This is a genomic window from Mesorhizobium sp. M1050 (assembly GCF_040318715.1).
Classification (GTDB): Bacteria; Pseudomonadota; Alphaproteobacteria; order Rhizobiales; family Rhizobiaceae; genus Mesorhizobium.
Genome location: NZ_JAMYMV010000116.1, coordinates 1 through 12,146, shown reverse-complemented (window position 1 = coordinate 12,146; position 12,146 = coordinate 1). Strand labels below are relative to the sequence as shown.

Annotated in this window: 11 protein-coding genes; 8 read left to right on the top strand and 3 right to left on the bottom strand. The window is 58.8% G+C overall.

Annotated features, from left to right (window positions below; genetic code table 11):
- The coding region (gene cysN, locus NKH57_RS32215) for a sulfate adenylyltransferase subunit CysN (protein WP_352950324.1) at positions 1-1,382 on the bottom strand (1,382 nt) is incomplete at its 3' end.
- Between the two features lie 1,095 nt (positions 1,383-2,477).
- Between cysN and NKH57_RS32210 the strand changes: the two genes are divergently transcribed.
- On the top strand, positions 2,478-3,107 hold the full coding sequence (locus NKH57_RS32210) for a LuxR C-terminal-related transcriptional regulator (RefSeq protein WP_352950322.1): 630 nt from the start codon (positions 2,478-2,480) through the stop codon (positions 3,105-3,107).
- Between the two features lie 150 nt (positions 3,108-3,257).
- On the opposite strand, the gene NKH57_RS32205 is transcribed toward NKH57_RS32210, so the two are convergent.
- Positions 3,258-4,328: a hypothetical protein gene (locus tag NKH57_RS32205; RefSeq protein ID WP_352950320.1), complete on the bottom strand. Its 1,071-nt coding sequence runs from the start codon at positions 4,326-4,328 to the stop codon at positions 3,258-3,260.
- 561 nt (positions 4,329-4,889) lie between these two features.
- Here NKH57_RS32205 and NKH57_RS32200 point away from each other — a divergent pair.
- Positions 4,890-5,477: a sugar transferase gene (locus NKH57_RS32200; RefSeq protein ID WP_352606497.1), complete on the top strand. Its 588-nt coding sequence runs from the start codon at positions 4,890-4,892 to the stop codon at positions 5,475-5,477.
- A gap of 126 nt (positions 5,478-5,603) precedes the next feature.
- On the opposite strand, the gene NKH57_RS32195 is transcribed toward NKH57_RS32200, so the two are convergent.
- A complete protein-coding gene (locus NKH57_RS32195) occupies positions 5,604-5,825 on the bottom strand; it encodes a hypothetical protein (RefSeq protein ID WP_352606499.1) in 222 nt (73 codons plus the stop codon).
- A 390-nt stretch (positions 5,826-6,215) separates the two neighbouring features.
- Between NKH57_RS32195 and NKH57_RS32190 the strand changes: the two genes are divergently transcribed.
- From NKH57_RS32190 to NKH57_RS32165, 6 genes are all read left to right on the top strand, one after another.
- Positions 6,216-7,496 carry an O-antigen ligase family protein gene (locus NKH57_RS32190; RefSeq protein ID WP_352950318.1) on the top strand — a complete coding sequence of 427 codons (1,281 nt, stop codon included), beginning with the start codon at positions 6,216-6,218 and terminating at the stop codon, positions 7,494-7,496.
- Positions 7,497-7,585: 89 nt separating this feature from the next.
- Positions 7,586-8,383, top strand: coding sequence for a hypothetical protein (locus NKH57_RS32185; protein ID WP_352950316.1), 798 nt, complete (start codon positions 7,586-7,588; stop codon positions 8,381-8,383).
- Between the two features lie 8 nt (positions 8,384-8,391).
- Positions 8,392-9,396 (top strand): hypothetical protein, encoded by a 1,005-nt coding sequence (locus NKH57_RS32180; protein WP_352950314.1) that lies wholly within the window; start codon positions 8,392-8,394, stop codon positions 9,394-9,396.
- Positions 9,397-9,483: 87 nt separating this feature from the next.
- Positions 9,484-10,644 (top strand): PqqD family peptide modification chaperone, encoded by a 1,161-nt coding sequence (locus NKH57_RS32175; protein WP_352950312.1) that lies wholly within the window; start codon positions 9,484-9,486, stop codon positions 10,642-10,644.
- Complete coding sequence (locus NKH57_RS32170) at positions 10,644-11,636, top strand: nucleotidyltransferase family protein (RefSeq protein ID WP_352606509.1); 993 nt, start codon at positions 10,644-10,646, stop codon at positions 11,634-11,636. Before NKH57_RS32175 ends, NKH57_RS32170 begins: the two co-directional genes overlap by 1 nt.
- Before the next feature lie 81 nt (positions 11,637-11,717).
- Positions 11,718-11,960 carry a hypothetical protein gene (locus NKH57_RS32165; RefSeq protein ID WP_084025041.1) on the top strand — a complete coding sequence of 81 codons (243 nt, stop codon included), beginning with the start codon at positions 11,718-11,720 and terminating at the stop codon, positions 11,958-11,960.
- Positions 11,961-12,146 lie beyond the last annotated feature (186 nt).

Genomic DNA, 12,146 nt, shown 5'->3' with positions numbered 1-12,146 from the left:
GCGGGCCGCTGGTTCTTCATGTCGGCGCGCACACGCTTGCCGACGTCGAGCGATTGCCAGTGGATGTTTTCGGCGCGGCGCAGCGTGTGCAGGATCATGCCGGCGCCGACGGTGGCATTCGAGATGCGATCGATCAGGATGAAGGCGCCGGTGGTGCGGTTCTCGGCGAAGGGATCGAAGGCGATCGGCGTCCGCGTCGAGATGTTGCAGATGCCGACTTCGTTCATTTCGAGCGACTTGGCCGCCTCATGGGCAAAGTCGTTGACGTTGATCCGGTATTTCAGGTCGGTGACGGTGGCGCTGGTCTGGTCGGTCTCGGTGCGCAGGATGTAGGAGCGGCCGGGTAGCAGCGCATGCTCGTCGAACCAGACGATGTTGGCGGCGAACTGGTCGGCGACCTGCGGCCGTGCGGCCGGCGAAACCAGCATGTTGCCGCGCGAGATCTCGACCTCGTCGTCAAGAACCAGCGTGACGGCCTGGCCGGCAGCCGCCTGGGCGAGGTCGCCGCCATGCGAGACGATCCGCTTGACGCGCGAAGACTTGCCGGACTTGGCGACAACGATCTCGTCGCCTGACGCGACCGAGCCGGAGGCGATCGTGCCGGCAAAACCGCGAAAGTCGAGATTGGGGCGATTGACATACTGGACCGGAAAGCGGAACGGCAGGTCGACCACCGCTGCATCGACCGACACGGTTTCGAGATGCTCGATCAGCGTCGGCCCGGAATGCCACTCCATGGCGTCCGAGCGGCGGCTGACATTGTCGCCATACCGAGCCGACATCGGGATCGGCACGATGGTCTGGAAGCCGAGATCGCGCGAGAATTGCCGGTAGTCTTCAACGATCCGCTCGAACACCGCCTGGTCGAACCCGACCAGATCGATCTTGTTGACGGCCAGCACGATGTGGCGGATGCCGAGCAGCGAGGCGATGATCGAATGGCGCCTGGTCTGGCGCAGCACCCCTTGCCGCGCATCGATCAGCACGATCGCCAGGTCGGCGGTCGAGGCGCCGGTCGCCATGTTGCGCGTGTATTGCTCGTGACCGGGCGTGTCGGCGACGATGAACTTGCGCTTCGACGTGGCGAAGAAGCGGTAGGCGACGTCGATGGTGATGCCTTGCTCACGCTCGGCCTCGAGACCGTCGACCAGCAGCGCGAAGTCGATGTCGTCGCCGGTCGTGCCGTGCTTGCGCGAATCGCGTTCGAGCGCGGCGAGCTGGTCCTCGAAAATCTGCTTGGTGTCGGAAAGCAGGCGCCCGATCAGCGTCGACTTGCCGTCATCGACCGAACCGCAGGTCAGGAAGCGCAGCAGCGACTTCTTTTCCTGCGCCGCCAGATAATCGCGGACGTTCCTCGCACTGGAAAAGGACAGGTTAAGAATTGCCGTCCGGCGACCCTCATCCACGGCAGTCGGCCGCGATGCAATTCGAAAGGCGGGCCCGCACTTTGCCGGGCGATCCGATCTGGCGTCTGATGGACATGGCCGTCTCCAACCCTATTCACCGGCTGTCTTCTCGCGATCTACGCTTCCGCAAGGTCAGGTGAGAAGACTGCTGGATCGTTATACGCTTGGGCGCGCGTCCATGAAATCCCACTATCGTTGCCGCGAGCTCCGATGTGGAAGCTCGTCCGCCGCTGGGCCAAATGTGACCCGTTACGGGTCAGTACGTCTGGCACCGCAATTGCTTTGATAGATGTGTGGGCTGGGGCGAGGGCTCGTCGCCTCGCAAATGGGGTGGCGGGCCTTTAGTCAACGAGGCGTTCTGATGGAGCGGCCCGGCACCCGTTGTTGGGATGGGGCTAGGACACCGGGCCTAACCGACGGGCAGTTTGTGAGAAACGGCGCCGGGGGCTGGGGACTATATGCGCTCACGCCGAACACGCGCAAAGCATACGAACGGAGTACGAGAGCCACAATTCGGGGGTCACCGATAGCCGATAAGCCGGTGAGCTCGCTGGTGGTCGAGGCAGAACTGGTCAACCGGCGGTCCCAGTTCGGACGATCTTGAATTCGCGTTATTGGTGTCTCGTGGCGAAATACAATTACAGGTTGTAATACGGTTAGGTATATTAGCTACCTGAGATATAATTACCAAATTGTTAACCAGGATTAATGCGCCTTTTCCACAGCATCGTAGTATGCCTTCCAGGTTGGGTTACCTCCATGGAGCGAGGAAGCCATACGTCCGTGCGTTGGGGCGGCGTATGCCCTACTCCTTGAATCCAATCGTCAGTCAACAACTACGCAACCTGACACATGATGAACGAGCGTACAGGTCACGCTTCTGCCGAATTTTGCGAGAGGGGGCAAAACAAAAAGGGAGCGACGGAGAGGAGAAGTAAGGCGATGGGACACCCCCAAATTTCCGATTTTTGGAACGACGCAACAAGACCGATACACAATGGGCATCTGCCGGACGCGAATGGTCTTAGCGGGTCCGATCTCGATGAAGGAGGCCCAAGCGAAGGCTTGGTCATGATTGTCGACAAGCGGGCACTCGAACGTGAATGCCTTGCGCGCGGCCTCATCGAACACAATCCCACTTGGCGGGTTAGCGCGGTCGGATCGCTCGACGAAATCCAGCACATTGCCGGGGAAGCGCAACCGTCCGCGATCCTCGTAATTCTCGGCGCCAGAAAGGTCACGGACCAGAGCGTTCGGGCGGAACTTTCGCACTTCATTTCCGAGTTTGGCACCGTACCCGTAATCGTCGTGGTGGATTCCGACGAGCCGGTGGAGGTTCTCGCTGCTCTCGAATGCGGCGCCCGAGGCTACATCCCTACAAGCGTGAAGGTGAAGGTAGCGGCCGAGGCTATCGGTCTCGCTCGTGCCGGAGGGATCTTTGTCCCCGCCAGCTGCGTGCTGGCTCTTCGAGAGATCATCCACTCGACCACAAACGGGGCCCGTCCGCTCACCGGCATGTTCACCACACGCGAGGCGGCGGTTGTGGAGGCGCTCAGGACAGGCAAGGCGAACAAGATAATTGCTTACGAGCTCAACCTCTGCGAGAGCACCGTCAAGGTCCACATCCGAAATATCATGAAAAAACTCAAGGCTACAAACCGCACGGAGGTAGCGTACAAGCTTAGACAAATGTTGCTGTGAAGGCTGCCCGATCGGTCTTTGCCTGGCCGGCTTGGCAATATAAACCGCCGAGCGCGTTAAGGGCGGGACCACGGGTTCGCCATTCTGGCAAGTTCCGAAGATCGATGCTGCCGTCCGTGCCTTGTCGCGAACGGCACGCTGGGCGTGTGCTTAGGCACCAACCGTTGCGGACCCCGCCGTCACGAGAAATCCAATGCTGTCCCGTCCAAGCTCTACGCCACGATATGCTGCTTCGGCAGCCTTCAGCCCTCCCGTCAGTCTGCGGACGATTGGAGCCGATCCGAGTACGTCAAGTGGAAGGCCTAGCTGACCACGGGTGAGCCGCTTCGGTGGCCAGACCCTGAGGCCAAAATAGCTCGCGGCAGAGCGATCGATGCCGCCGCTGAACTGCACCAGGAGCGCTTGGCGAGAGTTCCGGGCAATACGGCCCAGGCTGTTAATGTCCATTGAAGGTTTGTCGGACGGCCTCATCGCGACCACGATCACATCCCATGTGCCGTCGGTCAGGAGCATGGGATGCGAAAAAACACTTACTCTCGCCCCGCCCGCGCGTAGCGCCTGCTCAAGGGATGGTGCACAGGGCGTGTCGCAGACGATGGCGAGCCTCGCGGCTCGTTGATCGACACCAGCATCGCTGAGCAAGATGCAGCATAACCGCGCGAATTCCGGCAGCAGGTCTATGGCTGGGTGGTTGAGATTGGGAGCCGCGACTTTGATGCCGGCCTCTTCACAGGCGTCGAAGTCCACAAAGCCCGGCCGAAGCTCCCATGGTTCAGCCATCAGCGAAATCACCGCATGTGAGGGCAAGAGTTCAATGAGAGATCTCGAAATCGGTCCGACCTGGGGACAACTGGTGACGAGGTCGACGTCCTGCCATTTGCGGCTGCCGATGCGGTTCGTCACTTCAATGCGTTCGGAGACTTTAGCGTGTTTGGCAAATGCCAAGGTCGCATCTGCGATGGCGGCCAGGCTCGGATGTCTGGAGGTTATGCGGGCGAGCGCAACGACACGGCTGGCATTGGCGAGCGCCGCCGCTGTGGCAGTCACCGCTTGGTATCCTGTCGTAGCGCCAACGACCACGGTGAGGCCGGAGAGATCAAGATCAAGCAAGGCAATTTGCTTGCGCACAATGGCAAGTACTTCGGCAAGCTCGATCTCGCGAATATCACGAGAAAACGACGCCGCGGCAAGATCACGCGGTAAAGGCATCAAGCTGGACACCACGTTGCGCGCTCCACTGTCAAATAAGCCTGAACTGTAAGCCTGGAATGTCCGTTAAGCTGACAAACCGCCCAGGGGGATCTTGTCTCGGCGTGATGCACGTGTATTTCCTGCATTGCTTTGACGGACGCCTTTGCGCCTTGCGCATTTATCAAACGTGGTTCCTGTATCTCCACGAGCGTGACGGCCTGGATTCGGTTGGGACCCTGATCTCCTGGTGGCTGAGCCAGGTCCAATGCAGACTTTGGCAATACAGCCGACCTGCCCGGACTGCTACCGCAGCAAACGGATGCTAGGTGATACGCCGTTTGATCAGAAGGCTTATAGACACCACGCCATCGACGCGCGGGTCAGGCTTAGGAGTAACGAGCACCGGGTACGCCGCTACCTCCTTTGCTTCTCTTGCCAAGAATCCCAAGCCGCTGTGAAGTTGGGCAGCAACACCAACCGCGTTTCTTGGTGAGACCCGTGACAATCAGCGCATTTGACATAAAGCGCCGCAGGCCCAGCACCCGGATCGGCCAAAACCTCCGTCCGCTTGGAGGCCGGCCCAAAAGGATCATGGACATGGCTGTCGCATCGATCGCACTTGTCCTTGCCGCCCCGGTCATGCTGGCGGTTGCCCTTTTGATATTGTTGACTGATGGGGGACCGGCGGTGTTCTCCCACACCAGGGTCGGATTCAATGGCAAGCGCTTCGCCTGCTATAAATTCAGGACCATGGTGGCGAACTCGGAGCGGGTGCTGGCCGACTATCTCGCGAGCAATCCCGAAGCCGCCAAGGAGTGGGAGCAGAATTGGAAAATCAAAAACGACCCGCGCATCACATTCCTGGGGCATATCCTCAGGAAATCGAGCCTGGATGAGCTGCCTCAGCTCATTAACGTGCTGCGTGGCGAGATGAGTTGTGTCGGCCCTCGTCCGGTCGTTCCCGACGAACTGCAACGTTACGGCTCCTGTGCGATCGATTATCTAAAAACCCGACCGGGGCTAACCGGCCTGTGGCAGGTAAACGGCAGAGACGCGATGGATTATCCCAGTCGTGTCTCCATCGACAGCCGCTATGTGCGGGAATGGTCGCTGTGGGCCGATGTCGTTATTCTCATCCGGACTGTCTTCGCCGTGATGAAATTCGACCATGCGTCTTAAGTAAAGCGCACCGCAAATTCTTGCTCTCATGCATGTCGTTGCCGCAAAGACGCCGGCGTGTCCTGGCGGCGAAAACAACGGCGAACAGCTCCGGCGCCGGGGCGCGAAAAATGCAGCCGAGGATCGTCATTGCTCGCGTGACATGTCACGGCGCCAGATGACGCCAAGGACGAGGCCGATCAAATAGGCGCACTGCAGAACGATTACGAGAAGCAGGATTGAAACCAGGCGGCCCCAGTCAAACAAACTGCCGATGCCGCCTGCAACGACGCCGATCACGACGGTCACCGCCGTCATGATGATGAGCGCAGCCGCTCGAAAACGAAATCCCAGCAAAATGCCGATCAAGCCGACTGCGACAAGGCCCCAAAGCACGGCGATCTCCTACGGTGTGGAAGACTCAGAAGACTCAAAGTGCCGTACCTGAGTCTCCCACATCTGCGAATCCGTACCAACACCCAATCCGGCTGCACTGACTGGCCGACTGTCGATCAAGTTGTGGGAAATCGCTGCACCTCAGCCGCTTTGCACAAAAGGCGTAGTGCACCCTGTCCCAATGACCCCTTTTCGCACATTTCCATGTCCATCCGCTGAGCCTAGGCTGCTCGTGAAAATAGGTATGCGGAGATTCACCTGCCGTGCGGCAGCTTGCCAACAAGGCGCTGTACGTTGCGCATCAGGGCAGAGTTGCGTCGGCACGAAATTCCTAGATCACGCGTTCGGTGTGACATCCCATCTATGCTGCAGGTATCCGTTCTTTTGCTGATCGTGTCCATCTGGTTCCCTGGCGCCACGCGGATTGCCGGAACGGATGGCTCACTTTCCTTCCTGCTTGCTCTGTTCTGCGCCCTGGTAAGCGTCGGTGCCTATGCTGAAACAGCAAGACGCCTCCATCGGACCGAAGCGGCACTGGCGACTGCGGTGCTGGCCATATCTGCTTTCATCATGGTTCTGTCCCTACTGTCGATGCTTTACGCCGACAGTCCGATCAGGACGATGCGCGCGGTTTTTGCGCAGGTGTTCGGTTTCGCGATTATTCCAGCAGTCGCAGCGATTTCCACCAGACCAAAGGGCCTCGTGGCAATCGATAGGATAGTGATGGCGATGATCATCATGAGTGTTGCAACATCCTGTCTAGTCGCAATCGGGCTGGGCGATGCCAGATTTGCCGATCGCGCTGAAGGCTATTTCAAGCACTCTAACCAACTCGGGATCGCCTTGTCGGCTGCTCTGCCGCTTGTCGCCGCGAAGCTGGTCTCATCCCGCAGCCACCGTGTTCTCCTCTTGGGCTGCCTCGTTGCGGTGCTCCTGGGTTTGGTGAAATCGGGTTCAAAGACAAATTTCGTTCTCGGCGTTGCAGGCCTCGGAGCGTTCTTCGGAATATACAGCTTCTATCTGGTTAGAAGAAAGCAGAGCCCGATAGCAGTAATCGCGGGTATGGTTACGGCTCCGATATTGCTGGAAGCGAGCCTGGTGGCATTGCAGTACCTCAATCCACGGGCTTACAATCTGCTCGCCCTCCAATTGTCCGGAGGCGAGGCACATTCGGTCATCTCGCGGCAGCGGCTGTGGTCTATATCGATAGACCTCGGCCTATCGCATCCGTTTATGGGGGTCGGCGCAGGGCAGTGGGTGGGCGATATTGCTCCCCATAGCCACAACCTGTTCATCGACGCCTTTAGAACACTGGGGGTGCCCGGCGTCGGGTTGATGTCAGTGATGGTACTCGTGGTCGTGACATATGTTGTCAGCGCTGTCCTCAGTACATTGTTTGATAAGGACAGGGGGGACCACTCGACGGAAATTAATGTGATGGTGCTCGGAACATCGGTTTCCGTTTTCAACTACATCGCCGCAAACCAGATGAGCGATTCTTTCGGCCCATCAACAGCGCCCTTCTTCTGGCTGCCCTTGGCTTTGCTCATCTTCTACCGTGGCAGGCAACGATCAATGCAGAGCGGGCTTGGTGAGAGCCCAAAGCTGTACGCGAGAATTGGGACTCAGCTCTTTCAACATTGAGCTTCCGCCATGTCCCTTTGTCTTCCTAGAACCAACCTCACCAACCGAACCCAATGATTCCGCACACAACTAGCGAGCTGGCGCTAGGCTTGCCGCCAAGCCTTGAAGCAAGCGCGCCTCAAACAGACATTCGATTCGTCGAATTCTTTGGTCTCCCTGGGATCGGAAAGACAACCGCTTCCACCCTGTTGGCGAACGACTTGCGACGGTGCGGCCCGCTGGCAGGCGATGTGAGAATAGCGTGGGGGACAAGAACGTTCATCGACCGCCAGATCCACAGGATCGGTATTGTTGCCCCGAGATTCAAGGACCGTCAGTTTCGCTCGTTGCTCGCCCGAATTGCACGTTTTGTCATCGAGAGTGGCCAATCGTCATTTGTCGATGCAATCAGGGTTATTTGGAACCTTTCCGTTTTGGTTGCTTATATCCAAACCGAGAGACAGGGAAAGAATACTATCACTATTATGGATCAGGGGCTGCTGCAGGGGTTCCTCTCAATATCGCTTAAAGCTAAGCATCGGGCAACTTCGGAGAGGTGGCTTGACATCTTGTTCGCCATTGGCGTGCATGACATGGTTTTTGTCCATCTGCGCGGCGAGATCGGCCTAGCACGAAATCGACTTCTAAAAAGGGGCGATCGGTCCTCGCGGATGCAAAGGGCATCTCCTGATTGCGGCGGTCATCTCTGGTCGGCTGCGGATTGTGCTTGCCGCGAGATTGCGGCCGATCTTGAGAGGGGAATGGACACGGAAGATCACGTCGGCGTGCTGGCGGCGGTCGACGTGGAAAGGTTGGCATCGCCCGAAGATGTCGCCGAAAGGGTTCTGGAGGCGGTGCTTTTGGCCTGTCTCGAACGACGTCGGCTGGGCGATCCGGCAGGTCAATGAGCACTACAATGAACCGCCGATCATTCATGGGCGTCGCCGGCCTGTATCCCCTGATCGCCCTGTTGCCGGGCTCGGGCTCAGCGCAAGAGGAACAGGCGCCGAAAGGCAAGGAATTCGTCCTGGCAGGTGCCTATGGATTCGAACAGCAATCGATTAAGAACCTCGAGCCGGGGGCAACAATCGACGCTCGAAATGCTTCCTTCACGGTTGCCAACAGCAGAAATAGCGATCCCAGCGCGACGACCGGATGCGACGAGGGGCCGTTGCCCGTCAATCGCTATCCCCTCGTCATCCGCAACTGCCCCGGCGTTCGCCTTATCGGAGGGCGCTTCGATGGTCAGGTGCCGCTAACGTCTGATTGGCGCGACACCTATTGCAACAGCGCCGCCCTGCTTGTCAGGGACGGAACCACCGACGCGACAATAGAGGGTATCCGTGCGCGTCGCTGCTGGGATGGCATTCGTTTCGCAGAGCACGCCGACGGCTTTCGGCTAAAAGGCTGCTGGCTCAGCGAAATCAGGGATGATGCGGTGGAGAACGACTATCTCCTCAGCGGCATCGTTGAAGACTGCCTGTTCGACGGATGTTTCTCAGGGATCAGCCTGGATCCTGCATCAAACGAACGGGACGGAACAGGCCAAACCGTGCGGATCGACAGATCCCTCATTCGTATGCACGCCTTTCTCTCCAAGGGCGAAATCACACATCAGGCGCCGATCAAAGCTGTCGACCAGTCACCCAGGTTGCGGATTACGGAATCGGTTTTTGCGTTGGCTGCGGCTAACATGCGTGGATTCCGTCGCCTGGAAAGAACATGGCGGCTGACGATTGAAAGTCGCGACAATGTGTTGCTGTGGCTGCCCGACGCGCCAATACCCTCCGCGTTGCCGCTGCCGCCGTCTGGTTTCAGAGTGCTGACCGGCGCCGGCGCCAGGAGCTACTGGAGCAGGGCGCACCTCCAGTGGATCGCAGCGCATCAGAATGTGGCTAGGTTTTCCGACGAAGTGCTGTGAGAAATCGCAGCCCTCGGTGACGATAATGCATGTCGCTCGCCCATCGACCACACCCGCCTTGCCATAACAGCTTGGACCGTCACCGCGATGAATCAGCACGAGGCCATTGACAGAACTGCGACACCGCGCCTCGCCGATCACAGTTCTGCGACGTTTGTAATCCAAGGACGGTTGGTACGCGTCAGGGAAAGAAACGTCCTGTTCAGCCCGACAAATCAGGCCATTTTCGCCATCAACGACACTGCTGCCGACATCTGGCGCTGTCTGGAAGAAGGCATGGCACCGCAAGCCATTTCGGTCGAGATGATGCGCAGGGGCGTTGAAAGGCTTGAGGCAAACAGGCATGTCGAGGCGGCGCTCGCGGACTGGCAGCGGCTTAGCCTGATACGGCCCCGCGTGCCTGTGTCTCCGTCAGCCGCTCAGGAACTCGTGAGCCAGGTGGTTGCCGTTGCGGGCCTCAACATTCGGATCGTCTATCCAGCAGCCTACGCATTCCCCGCAATCACCGTATTTCGGCATCTTGAGGTTCGAAGTGTGGCTGCGGACGTTCTACTCGAGGTAGTTGAGCACGGTGGACGGATCCATCTGTTCCGGGATGGCAATTGGATTCTGTCCTGCCCCCCCGACGAACTAGCCGTCACGCTGAAAGGGCAATTGCTGAACGAGGTCCTCGATCACGGCGTCTATGAACTTGCTCTCCATGCGGCGGGCCTTTTCAGCAATGGACGTATGGTCCTTCTTTGCGGCAATCCGGGCGCGGGCAAGACAACACTGACTTTGGCATTGGTCCATGCAGGATTCGGCTTTGCCGCTGATGATGTCACTCTGCTGGACTCCAGGGGGCATGGCGTTGGCCTGCCGTTTGCCTGCGCGGTCAAGGCGGGGGCATGGCCGCTTCTGGCCGAATACTGCGCCGATCTCGACGATGCTCCAGTCTGCCGCCGGCCCGACCGTAGGCGTGTGCGGTTTGCCGTGCCCAAGGCGTCAGTGTCCTTGGCTCTTTCTCCCCTGCCCATCGGCAGTGTGATCCTGCTGCGTCGAGGCCACGGTTCGAAGGCTTGCCTGGAGCCGGTCGATCCTGCCAACGCACTGCGCGGCCTTCTCAACGGCGCGCTTGCACCCGGCGGAAAGCTGAGTGGCACCGCATTCGAAGTTCTGACCCAACTCATCGGATCGGCGGAAACCTATTGCCTGAACTATTCGAAGCTTGATGATGCGGTACAACTTATATCGCAGGCATGCCGATGATGAGCAGGGGCAACGCGCTTGAGGCGTTGATCGCCGGACTTCGCGGCAGTCCGACTGACAGGGCCGACTGGCAGGCCGTGATTGCTTTGGCAAATCACACTCTGCTCACACCCGATTTGTTTTCCTCCCTCGCGCGCGCCGGACAAATCCAACAGCTCCCGCAGGACGTGCGTGAGTATCTTCGGTTCGTTCACGACTGCAATCGGGAACGGAACCTGCGCTTGCGTTCCCAATTGCGTGAAGCCGTTGCGGCCCTCAACGGCAGCGATATCGTTCCGCTCCTGCTCAAGGGTGCCATTCCCTTGTTCCTTTCACCGGCCGGCCGGATTCCCAGCAGGATGACGAGTGACCTTGATCTAGCTGTGAATCCGCGCCAGGAGATGGTCGCCAGAGCCTGTCTTGAAGAGCTTGGCTACGTCGATGTGGCGGGCGCTCGAGGCATGGCCCGCCAGCAGGACGCCGGAATGCTGGAGCTCCGCTCGAGCCGAGCGAACGGCTGTCACCCCCCCAAGCTTGTTCAGCGAGGCGGCCTTCGGGTGAAAATTCCTACCGCTCAGTCCCGCGCCATGCACTGGATGGTGCACGACCTTCTCAAGGAGGGAGATTACTGGCGCGGAAGGATAGATCTCAGGCACCTTCATGATCTGGCACGATTGGCGGAAAGCGATGACGTGGATTGGACGTCACTGCAGCAATCCATGTCGGATGGAACCGCCCGTAATGCGCTCGACACCCAGCTCCTGGCCATGCATCATTTCTTTGGAACCAGAATCCCGGCAAAGTGTGCACAACGCCGGATGGTCCGTATCCAGCACTGGAGACGCATCTTCACGGCGACCCACCCCGTCGTCGGAGCGCCGCTGCGCTTGGCCGGCAATTTGATGTGGGGGACATGGCGATTTTCACGCGGCTACGGCTTGGTGCGACGTGGGCCGTCGGACTTCTTACGTCGCATTGCTCGTACGCTTTTCAACCCTCGCACCAAAATCTAAGCCTTTTGGAGAACTAGTGCCCCCGGGTCACAAAGCATAAGCTCGATCTGTAAATTTGAGACGGTTGTGGAGAGGTTTGACATGTCAACTGAAAGCACAAAAAGCTCAGAACGGACTCAGGAGAACCTGGTCTCGGAAGCTCAGGCACGCCGCGACTTTCTCAAGAAGGCGGGGCGCTTTGCGGCAGTTACGCCGCCGGCTGTGACGCTTTTGCTCGGCACGAGCTTGAACTCCAAGGCGATTGCCCAATCGGGCGGATCACGCCCGGGCAATGGTTGGGGAGACAAGAACCACATCCACTCCGGTCCTCCCGGGCAGGCGTAAGCTCTTCGAGCATCATGGTCGCTGAAAACAGCGTTGTGAGAACGTAAGCCTGTCATTTGAAAGCCCGGACCACGTTGGGCCCGTTTTTTTGGCCGCAATGGGGCGGGGGGTTGTTTTGCGGCGGCTAACGGGGGGACGGGGCGGAATTTCAAAGAGTTAGGCGGCGTTCAAAACTAAAAAAAACCA